This is a genomic window from Viridibacillus sp. KH_047 (assembly GCF_057838945.1).
This window is the reverse complement of sequence record NZ_CM174479.1, coordinates 2,570,059-2,586,081: the sequence shown is the minus strand read 5'-3', so window position 1 is coordinate 2,586,081 and position 16,023 is coordinate 2,570,059. Positions and strand designations below refer to the sequence as shown.

The following is a 16,023-nucleotide window of genomic DNA, read 5'->3' as shown; positions in this document are numbered from 1 at the left end:
GAATAAATATGAAAAAGTATCTTAACTATATTAACGGTGAGTGGAGCGAATCATCATCAGGTAAATTTGTAGAGATTTTGAATCCTGCAAATGGAGAAGTACTTGGGGAAGTTGCGCAATCGACTGATGAGGACGTTGATCGTGCAGTTCAGTCGGCAAAAAGGGCACAAAAAGAATGGTGTCTTGTTCCTGCTCCAGAACGTGCGGAATTTCTTTATAAAGTTGCAATTTTATTAAAGGAACGTAAAGAGGAACTGGCACAAATTCTTACAAGTGAAATGGGTAAAGTAATTGATGAAGCGAGAGGAGAAGTTCAAGAAGCGATTGATATGGCTTTTTATATGGCTGGAGAAGGTCGTCGTCTCTTTGGTGATACGGTTCCGTCTGAACTTCGTAATAAGTTTGCAATGAGTGTACGAATCCCAGTGGGTGTTGCAGGCTTAATCACACCTTGGAACTTTCCTATTGCAATCGCATCATGGAAATCATTCCCGGCTCTTGTTACAGGGAATGCAGTTGTTTGGAAACCGGCAACTGAAACACCAATAATTGCATATGAATTCACAAAAATTTATGAAGAGGCAGGACTACCAAAAGGACTGTTAAATCTTGTGAACGGATCAGGAAGTGTAGTTGGAAATGCAATGGTAGAACATCCAGATATTGATTTGATTTCTTTTACTGGGTCCAATGAAGTTGGTAGTGCGATCAATGCTCGTGCTGGCGAACTCTTAAAACGGACGTCTCTTGAAATGGGTGGTAAAAATGCTGTGATTGTTTTAGCAGATGCTGATTTGGATCTTGCCGTTGATGGAATTTTGTGGGGGGCTTTCGGTACAAGTGGCCAACGATGTACAGCAACTAGCCGCATCATCGTTCATCAGGGGGTTAAAGCGGAGCTTGAGAAAAAGCTTGTTGATCGTATTGGGGAATTATCTCTTGGTGATGGTGCTGACGAATCGGTTAAGGTGGGCCCAGTTATCAATCGCTCCTCTTTGGAAAGAATTCACGATTATGTGAAAATTGGTCAAGATGAAGGCGCTAAACTTCTTATTGGTGGAAATATTGTAACGGACAATGGATTAGGTACTGGAAACTTCTATGCTCCAACAATTTTTACAGATGTCACAATGGAAATGAGAATTGCACAAGAAGAAATTTTTGGCCCAGTTGTGTCTATTATTTCAGTGAAGGATTTGGAAGAAGCGATTGAAGTAAATAACAGTGTGAAATTTGGTTTATCGAGCTCAATCTTTACTGCAAATGTCAATCTTGCATTCCAAGCGATGAGAGATCTTGATACTGGAATTGTTTATATTAATGCAGGTACAACAGGAGCGGAAATACACCTACCCTTCGGAGGAACGAAAGGTACTGGAAACGGACATAGAGACTCGGGTATTGCTGCACTTGATGTATATACAGAATGGAAATCAATCTATGTTGATTACAGTGGTAAATTACAAAGAGCACAAATTGATAACTATTAATTGTTCGTATAAAAGCTGCCTATCCTTGGAAATCCCGAGGATAGGCAGCTTTTATGTTCTAGTTTCTTCATAACACTGGATTGCTGTATATAAAAGCATGCAATGTTTGAAGTCACCTGGATTGAGAGAAGTAATTTCTCGAATTTTCTCAAGACGGTAAATAAGAGTATTTCTATGAACAAACATATTTCTAGAAGTTTCACTTAATTTCATGTCGTACTTACAATATGCCATGAATGTAGAGGATAAAACTTCATAGTTATCATGTTCAATCAATGTGGAAATGATGTTTAAAAGTTTAGCTTGATAATCTACTGATAACTCCTTTGGTAAAAGACACAGCATCATTTCACGTTCATTGTAGACATAAATAGATGAATTTTTTTCTGAATTAATACCAATGGTCATCGCTTTTTTTGCATTTTGATATGACTCAGATACACCCTTTATTCCATAACTAATATCTCCAACTGAAATAACAGCTGAAACCTGATATTTTCTCTCGAGAAATGAATTTAACTTTTCGAGCTTTGCATCGAGGCTTTTTACAAAGTGTGAATAAGATTCCGCTGAATGAAGGGCTTTCACTATAATGAAGCGATCGACATTTAGAAACGAAAGGATATCATCAGTCTTTTCGATTACGATTAAGTTAAGGTAATCTAAGACTTCTCTTTGAAAATATTGCAAGGGAAAAGTGCTTAACAACCCTTCATTTCCTTTTTCAGTTAGATTATGAATGTCAATTAAAAGACAGACGCGATTTGTATGTAAGTCAATATCAAGTAAAGTAGAGTAATGTAAAATATGTTCGTCCACTTCCTTCTCTTTATAATGTATGATTTGGTGGATGAAAATTTCGACCATTTTTTCTTTTAACTCCAAAATCTCGTTGCTAAACGCTTCCTGACACATCATCTCCACCTGATTTTTAACTAGTTGTCCGTACTTTTCCACCTCTCTTGGGCTCCCAACGATACCAAGAACACCGACCACTTGATTATTAAACTTGATGGGAACGGCTACGCCAGGTAACACTTTATTGTCAATTTCATTGGGACAATCCACGATATTATTTGTCCTAACTACTTCGAGCGAAGGTGGATGAAAGATTCCGACTCGACTTAAATCCGAAGCCCCAATAATATAACCTTCATTATCAGTAATACTGATGGGATATTGCAAAATTTCACTTGTCTTTTCAACGATATCCTGAGCAATGCGTTTGAGTATTTTCATTGTATAAAATCCTTCCAAATCATCTTATTTAAATTACTCATTTATTTAGTTAAACAAAGATTAATATTAACTTTACCTATATTTGTATAAATCGTCCATATTATTTTGAATATTCATAGTTTTTAATAATGCAATGAAGTAGACTTTTGGAACGATTGAACCAAGTTGTTTTATTTGAATGAAGACGGAAATCTGGTGGTAAACAGAAATTTATAACTAATAGAGTCAAATTCATAATTCACTATCATAGCGGGTGTTTGATTAACCAATTTTCACCATTACTATGAAAGTGGTATGTTGATTGTAGCGAAGGATGCTCGCTTTCCAAGGGCAATATCTCAGCCTCTTCGACGGCTCGTCACTGTGGTCTTCAGCTCATGCTTTTCCCATAGGAGTCACCATCTAATACGTATCTGTAACTAGTTTTACTTACTAATAGCGAAGTTTCAGCTTATTAGTTAAACGATACAACTACTTACAATTTACTCTACCTATCTTTGTATATATTGACTATATAATTCTGAATATTTATAATTTATAATTAATTTAAGTAGACACATAATCAAAATATACGGGGCAATTAGATTGGGAAAAGTAGAAGTGAGAATTAGTGAAGTACTAAGTAAAGTAAGTACTTTACCATCATGGCTCTATAAAAAACCAGAAGTCTTGGAGTAAAACATGGCAATATGCCGGTCATCTAAGTCAATTTGTTAAAACCGGTGATTTAATAAATATCGAAGTGGCGGGTCGCTCTATTATTGTTTCTTATGGCAAAGATGGATAAGACCTACACCCTACACCAACTGTTTCTTGTTTGAAGTTTAGGGGGTCAACAACTCCTGGTAAGAGGAGTAACTTCCTTATTAAAGACCTTAGTAACGATGTGATGTGAATTATTTCTCTTATTTGTCTGTTAGAAGAAAGACAAATTCAATTGATGGGAGGAAATCATATGTTGGTATTGAGTGCTAAAAGTCAAATGAATTTAGTTGATATGAAAGAAATTTTACAATGTGTCGAGGTTGCTTTAGAAGAATTCTCTGCGTCAAAGACGGACACGCCAACTCGAACAATTCTTCCGTTTGGCAATGAAAGTTCTGGAGTCGTTATGCCATCAGTTGCGGAAGGTTTACATACGATGGGACTGAAATATGTGACGGTCGTTCCTTCTAATAAAGACATTGGAAAAGAGGTAATTCACGGGGTTGTTATGCTTTCAGACATCACGACGGGGGAGCCGCTTGCAATACTAGAAGGATCTTATTTAACGCTTATTCGAACTGGTGCTTTGTCAGGTATTGCGACAAAATATTTAGCTCGTCAAGATGCGAAAACTCTAGGTATTATCGGTACAGGAGAACAGGCTAGGGGACTTTGTGAAGCTATTCTAGCTGTGAGGGATATCGATACAATCTATCTATACAATCGAAGTGAAGAGAAGGCAAAAGAATTTTCGAGGTTTGTGGCAAGTAAGTTTGAAAAGGAAGTTGTTATTTGCCAAAATCCAAATGAACTTGTTCGAAAATCGGAAGTTTTTGTTACCGCAACAACCTCTATGGTACCTGTGTTTACGGAGAAATTGCAGCCGGGGGTCCATGTAAATGCAGTCGGTTCTTTTCGACCCACGATGCAAGAGTTACCGACTTCAGCCATTTGCCGTGCAGCTAAGGTAGTTGTTGAAGCAAAGGAAGCGGCGCTAGAAGAAGCTGGTGACCTACACATACCAATACAAGCTGGTGTATTTTCTGAAAATGAAATTTACGGGGAGCTTGGAAGAATTGTAAGTGGGGAACTACTAGGTAGAGAAGATGAGCAGGAAATAACCATATTTAAATCGGTTGGACTTGCCATCGTTGATATTGTCGTTGCAAAATATTTTTACGATAAAGCGTGTAAAAATGAAGCTGGAGTTACTGTTGATCTATCATGAAATATCTTGAGAAAGACTACTATTTTAAGGGGGAGTGAAGCAATATGAAAAAAGCAGATATTATCATTGTTGGTGGGGGAGTAATGGGTTCGAGTACGGCTTTTTCATTACGTAAGAATGGCTTCGAAGGGAGCGTTCTCGTTTTTGAAAAAGATCCAACGTATGAATATTCATCAACAGCCCGAAGTGCAGGCGGTTTTCGACAATTATATTCAACGTCTATTAACATCCAATTAAGTAGGTTCAGTTTGGAAGTATATAAAAACTTTGCAAATGATATGGCAATTGACGGGGAAAAAGCTAAAATTGATTTCAAACAACCGGGTTATTTATTTTTAGCAACTGAGAGGATGTTACCTGCATTTGCACAACAACTAGCGTTACAAAATAGGCTTGGTGTTCCTTCTGAAATACTTTCGCACAAGGACCTATTGAGTATTATTCCTGAACTGGAAACTGGTGACCTTGCAGGTGGATTGTTCTGTAAAGAGGATGGTTATCTAGACCCGTACTCTGTCATGCAAGCTTACCGTAAAAACGCCCAAAAAATGGGGGTGGAGTATATTTCTGCAGAGGTCGCTTCATTAATAGCAGAAGGCGGACGAATGAAGGGTGTTCGATTAGTTGATGGAACAACTTATTCCGCACCGATCGTTATTAACTGTGCAGGTGCCTGGGGAGCTGAGTTAAGCGAAGCGGTTGGTTTGCCACTACCAGTTGTGCCGTTGAAGCGTCAAGTGTACATCTTTGATTCTACAAAAAAATTAGAAAAAATGTTACCGCTTACAATTGATCCGACAGGTGTTTATTTCCGTCATGAAGGGGATAAGGTAATAGCTGGATTTTCGGAAGATGTAAAACCAGGTATTGATTTTAATTGGAAGCGATCATCATTCGATTATTTATGGCCAATCTTAGCGCATCGCGTTCCAAATTTCGAAAGTATAAAATTGGAATCAGGTTGGGCTGGAATGTATGACCACAATACAGTGGATCAAAATGCTATTATCGGTGAACATCCATTAATGAAAGGTTATTTTGTTGCACTTGGATTTAGCGGACATGGAATGCAGCAAGCGCCTGGGGTAGGACTAGGATTGGCCGAGTTAATTTGTAAAGGGAAATATGAAACGCTAGATCTGACGCCGCTACGTGTGGAGCGATTTGCAGAAAATGATTTAGTGTTGGAAGATGCGATTGTGTAACCTTAGAACGTACGAATTGTAATGAGAGACTAAGGGGGCTGGGTTAATTGAATACGATTATAATGATTGAATTCATACTGTATCTCGTAATCATGCTAGTTGTTGGATATCTCGTAAGTCGTCGTTCGAAAAGTCATGCCGATTTTATTCTAGGCGGAAAGCAATTGCCAGGTTGGGCGTTGGCGTTTTCGGAACGTGCTACAGGGGAGTCTGCTTGGCTTCTCTTAGGATACACTGGTTTTGTCTTTGCTACAGGGCTATCGGGAATTTGGGTAGCTATCGGAATTGCATCTGGTATTATCTTTGCTTGGCTTTTCTTAGCGAAACGATTTATGAAGGAAGCCGAGCAAACCGGCGCGTTGACACTGCCTGGTTATTTGGCATATCGTTTCGGGAAACATGGTAAAATCATTCTTTGGCTTTCTACTATTCTTATTTTTAGCTTTATGATGTTTTATTTTGGAGCACAAATTGCTGGAGCTGGGAAAACATTATTGGCTGTTTTTAATATTCCTACAAAGGTCGGAGCTATCTTAAGTGTTATTATTGTCGTTATACTTGCTTATGTCGGTGGTTTCGTAACAGTCGTTTGGACGGATATGATACAGGCTGTCATGATGCTTACAACATTAGTCGTATTACCGATTGTAGCACTTTTTCAAATTTCAGCAGCCGATTTGTCTATTAGTCAGGCTCTAGTAGCCGCTGGACCCTCAATGGATTCATGGACTGGGGGAGCGATTGGTTTCTCATTAGGATTATTACTTTTTAACAACTTTTCATGGTTTTTTGGCTTCCTTGGTGGACAACCACAATTAAGTGCTCGGTTTATGGCTCTTAGAAGTAAAAAAGAAGCAAATCAGGGGAGTTTCGTTGCGATTACTTGGACGATATTGGCATACGGTGGTGCGTTCATGATTGGGATTACGGCGATCACATTGTATCAAGGTCAAGTATTCGAAGATGTCGAAATGATTTTACCTTTAATGATTCTTGACTTGATGCCTCAGTGGATCGCCGGTATTTTACTTGCAGGTCTACTTGCTGCTATCATTTCCACCGCTGATTCACAGTTGCTTGTCATTACAAGTTCGGTTAGTGAAGATATCATACGACATGCAATGAATATAAAGCTATCTGAAAAGAAATTGGTGGCTATCTCTCGAATTACGATTATCGGAGCAGGAATCGTGGGCTTAATTATCGCCTTGACATCCAAGTCGCTTGTCTTTCTCGTAGTCAGTTGGGCGTGGGCTGGAGTAGGATGTACGCTGTCACCCGTAGTCATCTTAACATTCTTTTGGAAACGGTATTCGGGTATCGGTGTCATCGCGACAATTATCTCGGGATTCGTTAGTACAGTTATTTGGATTTCAACGCCACTTGATGCGATAGCTACTTCCCGTTTCACAACGTTCTTTATCGCAGCAGCATTCGGTATTATCTTCAGCTTATTGTTCCCGGATAAAAAAGATGAAAAATTGTTAGAAGAAAAGAATTCAACTCCACTAGAAGTGAAGGAGTCAACTCCGCTAGAAGTAAGTTAACTATGGTTTCTAGTTGAGAGGATATGAAAGACACAAACTATAGAGTTTGTGTCTTTTGTCTGTATATTGCATCATCTAACACGTCGGTGATGCAAATGAAATACTGAGAGTTAGGGCGCTGTTCTATGATTAATTGAAAGTTCGTCGCATCAACTAGAAAAAAATAGACACGCTCTTTCTAGAGAATCGTGTCCAACATAAACCTACCGACACCCTTGTGTTTCCACACTCTGCACATTTAGAGTGTGGAAACATCCGGATGAAAAAAACAAAAAGACAATGGTAAGATTGGTTTACCATTGTCTTTTTTGTCTCTTAAATAACCACAGTGAACCGTATCATAAATATATGTTAAGGCTTTTAGGTACTGAGGTTTAGTATTTGTTCTTCCACAATCGGGCGCTTAAATGGAGGAAATAAAACATAAAAAATCAAACAAATTTAGCAAAAAGGATGATTCAATAGAATATATTTAGAGCGTGTTTTGATTAATCATTTTTCATAACACGCTCTTTTAATTTGTTCGTTTACAATGTTATTAGTATTAGGGTGCTATTTAAGGTCTTTATTTTCCAAAATTTGTCCAAACATAGGTGTTTTCTTTTTGTTTACGTTTATTCTCTTCTGATTTACTTGCTACGTTTTTTTCTTTAATAAAGCTCATGATGAACCCACAATCTTCACAAATATATTTATAAGTATCAACAGATTTATCATAACGAATATACCTATTATTTTCTTCAGATATTAATTTTAAGGAAATATCCCCCTTTTCTACTATTTCATTATAAATTGAAGTATCTACATCTACGTCAACATCTATATGTACATCTTCATAACTACTTGTTCTAACCTTAACATCATTATCAGCGGTTGGATAAATATCAATATCTACATCTATTTCGTAATATCCTTTACGAAAATGTACTCCCCCCCACACTAAACAAGCGATTTCACTCATACTAAATCACTCCCAACTAGTCATTAATATATGTATATGAAATTAAATTGGCTTGATAACAATAAATCGATTTTAAGTAATTAGTTATTCCAGATTAAGGCGCAATTCTATAGTAGAAATTAGCTCTTTCTTTATGTATGAGACCAGATTATTGAAGAAGATTATTTAACAGGGCAAGGGAGCGGATAGGGCATTAGCAGATGACTTATCTGCTCCTTTTTACGATTTGTTCAAAATATAAAAATGAGTAATACATCTGATTTTATTGTAAAATATATGTATATATATGGTTCTTAATATAGGGAGAGATGAATAATGGCAAATGAATCTGGAATGTTTGAAGTTTTAATAACAAATGCAGTCAAGTTACCGGGAGTTAAAGTTAATAGAGATGAATTATTAGCCAAAAATTTTTCTAAACATGTATCCCCAAATCAATTAGCAGAAATAATTGAAAAAGGTCCAATAAACGCTAATATCGATAAAAAGATAATAAATAAAGTCGCAAAAAAGGTTATCTCAGATCGAACTATGAAAAGTTCTAGTGTCTCATTTGCTGCAGGTGTACCAGGAGGATTAGCAATGGCTGCTACAATACCAGCTGATACAGCACAGTTTTTTGGCATGGCATTAAGATTATCTCAAGAATTAGGTTATATTTATGGATATGAGGATTTCTGGGATGATGATGGATTAGATGTAGAAAAGGTAAACGGAGACTTGGTATTATTTTTAGGTGTGATGTTTGGAGTGGGAGGAGCAACAGCAACAATAAAAGTGTTGTCATCTCAATTATCTAAGGAAGCATTGAAAAAACTTCCGAATAAAGCTTTAATGAAGACAATTTATTACCCAATATTAAAAAAAATAGCAAGCTATATTGGAGTGAAAGTTACTAAGGATACCTTTGCTAAAGGAATATCAAAAGTTATTCCAGTTGTTGGAGGTGTAGTCTCAGGAGGGCTAACATTTGCTTCTATGACGAAAATGGGGAATAGACTCTCAAAAGCCCTAGAGGAAAATATGAATCTTTCTTCAGAAGATGTTAGAAAAAGCTTTGAGGAACTTAAAAAGAATAATCCAGAAATTATTGATGTAGATTTTGAAGAACTAGATAATTTTGATGAGATTAAAATATAATATAAAACCGCACTTATATTAGTTACGGAGAACCATATCATTTATGGGGCGCTAGCCTTCAAAAAAGGATAAGAGCTTATTTTCATTTAAGGGCCATTTTCTGGAATAACACTCAATAAGTGAATTGGATATTTATGTTAGAATATAAATTGGGTTGAGTGAATGAATACAGTTCAATTTTTCTCTGTCAATCTATTTATTAATCATTGATGGTAATAGATAATGGGGTTACTGTACCTTTAATAAATAGATGACTAAACCGTACTTGATAGGGAAGTTTTTGAAACGAATTTTGACTCAAGGATTGAAAATAGAAAATCACAATCTATCTTTAACATAAAAAGTGCTTCAAGAGCCAGATATTTGGCTTTTGAAGCACCTTTTTAATGTCTATAACTTACTATTAGTATTACTTGAAAATTTGTTTCTTAAGATGATGTTCCATATGATCGTAATAATCTTGAATGAGCCAATCTAATGTTTTAAGTTCCTTATTTCCAATGTCACATAAGTAAGAACGTTTTTCATCAGGAATATTATTGATTATGGCGATGATTTGTTTATTTAAAACGTAAAATAAAGTCAAAATCTCCTCGATAGAGGTATCTTGATAATTTTGCTTAGCTACCCATTCATCTTGATTGTAAGTGGGAAGTACATAGGGCTGTTTTTCATATTGAATTTTAATGAATCGTTCTATGTTCATAATAGCTGAGTCACATAGGTGTCCTAGTATTTCTTTTTTTGACCATTTAGTTGGCGATGGTCTTTTAGTTACATCTATTTCAGACATACGTTTGATTTCTTTAGGAACGTAATAAATCCAATAATTGATACCATCTATCACATCTTTCACCTCTATCATCCTCCGTAATGAATCTTTCTATGTATATTCATTAGAATGATGGATATTCCTGCAATAGATTGATTTTTTTATTTATGTGAAAGTAAGTATTCCTGTTACTTGTTAACTGATTGAACTTCTTTTATTGCTATGTTTCTTTCTCGCATTCCTTCAATCAAATCTTCAATTGAAGAAGCGATCATGCCGTTTTGTTTGATTAAACCAATGACAAACAGGTTACGGTAGGCAAATTGATTTTCCGTTCCATCTGTGATTAAAGCATCGATTTTCTTTGTATTATCTCTACCTTGTTGGCGTGTGTCAGAGTATAGTGCGAAAATAGGGCGGTCTAGCATCGAAAATGCACCAATTTCAGCAGCAACACCAGAGTCAATTTCAACACCATCAATGATAGCGATTAAGAAATCACTTGCTTTTAGAGCCTCAATATCAGCACCTGCAATTGCTAAACTATTGGCATAAGATGACTTATCATTGATCGCCATATTTTCTTGAGGTACATATAAATCCACACCTGGCACTGCCTCGCGTACTGCTTTTGCAACCATTTCATTTACTAAGCGGTCGCCTAATCCAAATAATCCATTTGCTAAATAACCTTTTGTAGTCAAAGTAATTCCTCCCATAAATCATTTCATTCTTATATAGTATAACCATTTGAAGGAGAGATACATATTGTTTATCTGAATATACGTACTGCAAGTAGTTTTCTATGGGTAAATTTATAATAGTGACAATGATTAAAAGGGCACTGATGAGAGTTTTATTTAGTGCTAAGAAAGAGAGCAGTAAGATCTCTCTTTTTTACGGAGTTTTTGTTATGGTTTGATTTATCAGTACAGCATACTACGGCTTATATCTTTTTTTACAAAAAGTACATATAAATGTAAAATAATAGATAAAATAGTTAGTCTCTTATTATATTTTTTTTATGTTAAGGAGGAAGTCAGTTATCTAAATGGAGAAGATAATGTACATCCTTGATGAGAATATAAATGGATATGTAAGTTCCCTTGTCCAAAAGTTGATATTTGCAAGATTAAGAAGAACAGGAGTGGAGTATAATGAATAATTTGAAAAACAATGAAGCAAGGAAAAATTCGCGTAAAAGAATTATATGGCCATTTCTTGCAGGAGTTTTTGTTACTGTATTTATTATTAATCCTCTTACTGGTGCAGATAAGTTAGTTGCAAAATTTTTAACGATGATTTTTGGTTAACAATTGATTAAATATTTTTAGTGGTTAAAAGAGAGTGGTGTATAACACTCTTTTTTTGTTTTGATTTCTTTTTTAGATAAGTTGTAGGGTTTTTTTAAAAAAGTATATCAAATTGGTATATTGTGAGTAGATTAGGGTAACAGTAAAAAGTATATATAAGGCTATTCAGTGAACCCTATTACGAAATTGAGCTATCTGTACTACAATTGTGTAAGCGCTTAGTATTTGAAAAGGGAGACATAATAATGCCTACTCAACTCGAAACAATTCTTACAAGTAATGATATAGCCGAGATTCAACATCAATTACGGATTTATCTAATGAATCATCCACTAGATAATGACGGAGAATTAGCAAAAGCCATTACAAAAATTAACGAACAACAGTTAGGTGTATGGATGGCTCATGATGGTAAAGTGTTTATAGGGGATGAAACAAAGTGGAATCAAAGCTATTTAGCAGAACAGCAAATTGAATTACATAATAATTTTTCGCAAGAACGTTTTTTACATATGATGGCAGTAGCAAATTTTTTAGCGAGTGATCCGTCAAATGAGGCGCCCCCAGAACCGTTTAAATTGTACGGTGCATCTATGGGTACGATTATGACGGTGGGTGTTATTATTTTTTGTATCATTGCTATTACCATGGTCGTTGTCATACGGAATCAGTTTATTTAATGGAATCTCTTAATAGCTAGTAGATTTCTGGAGTTAATAAATATTGAACTTGAATCAGCTTTAAAAAGACAACCGGAATTAAGAAAGGGAAATAAATCATGATAGTTTATACCGTACATCCAGAATCAATATACAAAATGATGCGAGAGCAAGGGTATTATGAGGGGTCTAAAGAACATATTGAAGATCCGGATATATTTGATAAACCGTATAGTTGGATGATTGAACAAATGAAAAAACGATTACCAAACTACGAAGGGCATTCATATCCTGTTTGGGTATGGAAACGCCGCCCTGGTAGAAACGAATCGGCTCTTTTATCTAGAGGAACCCGTGGAGTTATTCTTAAATTAGAAATACCAGATGAAGATATTCTTTGGTCTGATTTTTCAAGTTGGCACCATGTATTAAACGAAGGCCCATATACGACTAGTGAAAAAGAATGGGAAGATCATCTTCGAAATGAATGGTCTACTGAGAGGGTTGAAAAATCATGGGAAATAGTCTTTGATTTTGAAAAGCTTTCTAATCTGGATCCGAAATGGAACGGTACATTTGATCCAGAATGGATACAAGGTGTGACACCGCGCATTACAATGGATCAAGTGAAAAAAGTTACCCGCTTTGTTGCAAAAGGACCAAATAGAAAAACTTATGCTTCACATAAGAAAAAGAAATAGCTCGAGGAATTAATTGTTCTACTTTCTTTAAAATTTAGAAATAAGTCGGATAACTGAGGCAACTTATCTATCTTGCTTGGTGGATCGATTGCGATTGATAAAATTGATTATACTATTAATGAAGTTATAAAAAGACTGTAAGTGGTAAGTATATAGAGTATATTCTAATCAAAACTGCCTTTTAAAAATAAATATATCTATTGACAGCCTAATATCAAGAGGTTGCATTAACTAGACCGAATTCTTAATTGGATTCGGTCTTTCTTTTTAGAATGGAGGATTTATTTGTTTGAACAACTACAGATGATGTGGATTTTTTAGAAGAAAGCACTTGGCGATTATCATTTGAGCAGATCGTTTCAAGGTTAGGTAATACAACTGCAGTAATTGAATCGAAAGTAGATAAATTAGGTATTGGGAATACAAGAATTGCTTCGGGGTTCATTACCTTACATGAATTAGTTATAGATGTAAATCATTTCTGGAAGTGGGCAGCTAAGAATAAAGATCGCATCACCAGTAGCAAGTTCCTGGAATAACCGCTTGCAAAGCGAAGAAAAGGGGGCTTGTATGAATTAACTAGGGATGAGGTTACTATTAAAGAAAAGATAATTAAAAGAGAGAAGGGCATTGGCTTTCAAGAATTTGTCTTTTATCAACTTACAGATACAGCTAAGAAGAGTATGAGTTATATAAGGTTCAGATGTTTAAAGAACTTAAGCGCAACAAGACGTTGATAGACAAAAACTTTAAAAGACAATTACGGTGAATTAGTGGGTTTATACATAATAGATAGGAGTAAAAGACTATTCGATATTTTGTTACTGGTCTTTTTTTGATATTTATAATAGGGTATAATGACATAGAATAAATTATAAAGGCGTGAATACATATTGAATACTAAGATAATTATACCGTTATTAGCAGCAAGCTTACTGGCAACAGGATGTACTTCACCTACAAGTACTCCTGAAGAAACAAAAGTATCCCAACAAAGTATGAGTAAGGCTGATATGGAAAAAATCGATCAGCAAACTCAAAAAATTGTTGAAAGTATTAAAACTCTCTATAAGAACAAAACTTATGTTAAAGAAGGCTACTTTTCGGAAAAAGAATTTCCATCCATTAAATACACGTTAAATTTATATGCTGACGCTTTTAACGTTGATGAAAAGGTAAAAATTAATGATGGAGAAGTCGTAAAATCTCTTGGGGATCATTTATTAAAGAAAATTGATGGTTTAAGTTATAAAGAAAAGAAAAAATTTCTGTCAAATTTAAAACAATCATCTACTTATTATAATGCAATTTATCGTGAAAAATTTTATCAAAGCTTATATGAGTTTGATAAAGAAAATAATATTATAGATAATGAAATGGATAGCTTTATTAACTATGTTACATCCGATGGTGTTAAGCAAAAAGATGCTACTGAATATGCTGATATGAAATATGATTTTGCAAAAATACAAGTTTCATACTGGGAAGAAGAAGCTGAAGCTTTTCAAGAGAAATACGGAAAGAATTTTTCTGCAGAAGAGTATGATACTGTCCTATTAATAATGAAGAATTTCAAAGAGATTGAGAAAGTTCGTATGTTATTTGTGAATAATTTACGAATGGGAGTGCAAGTCAAGATGGAATCAGAAGAAGCATTAGATAAGATTGATTCTTTATATGCTAACCAAATAGAACTATTTGAAACATTAAATGATAGCTTAAATATTTCGGAAGACTTGAGTTATGATGAGTACGTATTGAATCATGACTAGTTTATTTTAATATTATAAAAACAAAAAATGTACCTTGTAAAGATAGGCCATTACCTAATGGAGCCTATCTTGCAGTGTACATTTTTTTATCTTTATGTCTATATGGCAGTCTCTTTATTAGTCATTGTGTTGGCGTTATTTAGTTTTTAATCGGAGGCGATTATTGATTACTCGCCACTCGAAAATAATCGTAATTGAGATTAAAATCTTAAATATGCTTATAAAATTTAAAAAATAATCATCAAGTTAAACATATCCTAAATTTAAAAGGACCAAGGGAATTCAACTCCCTTGGTCCTTTTTTTGTTTTATTTCTCTGTGAATGCTACGTCAATTAAACGACAATCAAAATCTTCGAATAAGTGCGTATTAAACTGAGAAGTCTCCATAGATGAATGTCCAAGTGCTTTTTGAACACCTCTGATTTTTCCAGTCCTGTTGTATAAATAAGTTCCGAAACTATGTCTCGATAAATGGGCTGTTAAATGTTCTTTGCCAAAAACTTTAGAATATTTCATGCCCATTTTTTGAACAGCATTTTTGTTATGCGATTACATTGACCTCTATATTTGGTCAAAATAAATTTTATTAAGGTAGAACTTAAAGTAACAAATACTACTTTAGATTGAAGGTGTTCAATAAGCTGTTTCTATAAAAACCCAATTATTAATTTGAATATTTTAAAAATTATGATAGTATGATAGGAAGTTAAGTATTACTATAATTTTTGAGGGGAGACTAAAAAATAGTGGAAAGTATTGCTAAAAAGATTAGAGAAATCCGCAAAATGAAAGAGCTTACATTAAAAGAGATGAGTGAAAAGACAGAATTATCGGTAGGATTTCTATCTCAAGTAGAGAGAGGTTCATCATCATTGGCAATAACATCTTTAAAGAAAATTGCAGATGCATTGAATGTGGATATGGTAGATTTCTTTCAGAAAGATATTGAAGTGAAATATACACACAAATTAGAAGATCAAAAACCTTTTCAACTTACTGGCTCAGACTCAACCTACACAAAGCTAAGTGGCCATTTTATTGAACGTGAACTAGAAGCGTTGACTGTGGTAGTACCACCATTACAAGTAGATCAATTTACATTTAGTCACCCTGGAGAAGAATTTTATTACGTATTAAAAGGAGCTATTATTTTCGTTATTGATAATGAAGAGTATTGCTTACAAGAGGGAGAATCGATTCATTTTCCTTCAACAACAGAGCATATGTGGAAAAATCCATTGAACCAAGAAACATTACTTTTAAGCGTTTTAACACCAATAATTTATTAA

Annotated in this window: 15 protein-coding genes and 1 pseudogene; 10 read left to right on the top strand and 6 right to left on the bottom strand. The window is 34.9% G+C overall.

Annotated elements, in window-relative coordinates; translation table 11 throughout:
- The first annotated feature begins 8 nt into the window (after positions 1-8).
- On the top strand, positions 9-1,490 hold the full coding sequence (locus AC3IS5_RS12795) for an aldehyde dehydrogenase family protein (RefSeq protein ID WP_489424763.1): 1,482 nt from the start codon (positions 9-11) through the stop codon (positions 1,488-1,490).
- A 51-nt stretch (positions 1,491-1,541) separates the two neighbouring features.
- On the opposite strand, the gene AC3IS5_RS12790 is transcribed toward AC3IS5_RS12795, so the two are convergent.
- Positions 1,542-2,729 carry a CdaR family transcriptional regulator gene (locus AC3IS5_RS12790; protein ID WP_489424762.1) on the bottom strand — a complete coding sequence of 396 codons (1,188 nt, stop codon included), beginning with the start codon at positions 2,727-2,729 and terminating at the stop codon, positions 1,542-1,544.
- A gap of 955 nt (positions 2,730-3,684) precedes the next feature.
- Between AC3IS5_RS12790 and AC3IS5_RS12785 the strand changes: the two genes are divergently transcribed.
- Both AC3IS5_RS12785 and AC3IS5_RS12780 read left to right on the top strand, forming a co-directional pair.
- Entirely contained in the window at positions 3,685-4,662 is a 978-nt protein-coding gene (locus AC3IS5_RS12785) for an ornithine cyclodeaminase family protein (protein ID WP_489424761.1), read from the top strand.
- A 44-nt stretch (positions 4,663-4,706) separates the two neighbouring features.
- Positions 4,707-5,867 (top strand): NAD(P)/FAD-dependent oxidoreductase, encoded by a 1,161-nt coding sequence (locus AC3IS5_RS12780; RefSeq protein WP_489424760.1) that lies wholly within the window; start codon positions 4,707-4,709, stop codon positions 5,865-5,867.
- Here the strand turns inward: AC3IS5_RS12780 and AC3IS5_RS12775 are convergent.
- Entirely contained in the window at positions 5,841-5,915 is a 75-nt protein-coding gene (locus AC3IS5_RS12775) for a hypothetical protein (RefSeq protein WP_489427885.1), read from the bottom strand. The two genes, AC3IS5_RS12780 and AC3IS5_RS12775, sit on opposite strands and share 27 nt — an antisense overlap.
- Between AC3IS5_RS12775 and AC3IS5_RS12770 the strand changes: the two genes are divergently transcribed.
- Positions 5,915-7,414 carry a sodium/proline symporter gene (locus AC3IS5_RS12770; RefSeq protein ID WP_489424759.1) on the top strand — a complete coding sequence of 500 codons (1,500 nt, stop codon included), beginning with the start codon at positions 5,915-5,917 and terminating at the stop codon, positions 7,412-7,414. The genes AC3IS5_RS12775 and AC3IS5_RS12770 overlap by 1 nt on opposite strands.
- Before the next feature lie 565 nt (positions 7,415-7,979).
- On the opposite strand, the gene AC3IS5_RS12765 is transcribed toward AC3IS5_RS12770, so the two are convergent.
- Complete coding sequence (locus AC3IS5_RS12765; protein WP_489424758.1) at positions 7,980-8,375, bottom strand: hypothetical protein; 396 nt, start codon at positions 8,373-8,375, stop codon at positions 7,980-7,982.
- Positions 8,376-8,690: 315 nt separating this feature from the next.
- On the opposite strand from AC3IS5_RS12765, the gene AC3IS5_RS12760 reads away from it, so the two are divergent.
- Complete coding sequence (locus AC3IS5_RS12760) at positions 8,691-9,515, top strand: bacteriochlorophyll 4-vinyl reductase (protein WP_489424757.1); 825 nt, start codon at positions 8,691-8,693, stop codon at positions 9,513-9,515.
- 409 nt (positions 9,516-9,924) lie between these two features.
- On the opposite strand, the gene AC3IS5_RS12755 is transcribed toward AC3IS5_RS12760, so the two are convergent.
- Both AC3IS5_RS12755 and AC3IS5_RS12750 read right to left on the bottom strand, forming a co-directional pair.
- Positions 9,925-10,371: a DinB family protein gene (locus tag AC3IS5_RS12755; protein WP_489424756.1), complete on the bottom strand. Its 447-nt coding sequence runs from the start codon at positions 10,369-10,371 to the stop codon at positions 9,925-9,927.
- A 104-nt stretch (positions 10,372-10,475) separates the two neighbouring features.
- A complete protein-coding gene (locus AC3IS5_RS12750; RefSeq protein ID WP_489424755.1) occupies positions 10,476-10,991 on the bottom strand; it encodes a nucleoside 2-deoxyribosyltransferase in 516 nt (171 codons plus the stop codon).
- Positions 10,992-11,444: 453 nt separating this feature from the next.
- On the opposite strand from AC3IS5_RS12750, the gene AC3IS5_RS12745 reads away from it, so the two are divergent.
- The 4 genes from AC3IS5_RS12745 (at position 11,445) to AC3IS5_RS12730 (ending at position 14,732) form a co-directional block, all read left to right on the top strand.
- On the top strand, positions 11,445-11,600 hold the full coding sequence (locus AC3IS5_RS12745; protein WP_489424754.1) for a hypothetical protein: 156 nt from the start codon (positions 11,445-11,447) through the stop codon (positions 11,598-11,600).
- 245 nt (positions 11,601-11,845) lie between these two features.
- Complete coding sequence (locus AC3IS5_RS12740) at positions 11,846-12,280, top strand: hypothetical protein (protein ID WP_489424753.1); 435 nt, start codon at positions 11,846-11,848, stop codon at positions 12,278-12,280.
- A 98-nt stretch (positions 12,281-12,378) separates the two neighbouring features.
- The gene (locus AC3IS5_RS12735) at positions 12,379-12,960 is read left to right on the top strand and encodes a DUF3841 domain-containing protein (RefSeq protein ID WP_489424752.1); all 582 of its coding nucleotides are present in this window, start codon (positions 12,379-12,381) and stop codon (positions 12,958-12,960) included.
- 893 nt (positions 12,961-13,853) lie between these two features.
- Positions 13,854-14,732: a hypothetical protein gene (locus AC3IS5_RS12730; RefSeq protein WP_489424751.1), complete on the top strand. Its 879-nt coding sequence runs from the start codon at positions 13,854-13,856 to the stop codon at positions 14,730-14,732.
- 308 nt (positions 14,733-15,040) lie between these two features.
- Here the strand turns inward: AC3IS5_RS12730 and AC3IS5_RS12725 are convergent.
- Positions 15,041-15,265 (bottom strand): annotated as a pseudogene (locus AC3IS5_RS12725) (tyrosine-type recombinase/integrase); the annotation flags it as partial.
- 215 nt (positions 15,266-15,480) lie between these two features.
- On the opposite strand from AC3IS5_RS12725, the gene AC3IS5_RS12720 reads away from it, so the two are divergent.
- A complete protein-coding gene (locus AC3IS5_RS12720; protein WP_489424750.1) occupies positions 15,481-16,023 on the top strand; it encodes a helix-turn-helix domain-containing protein in 543 nt (180 codons plus the stop codon).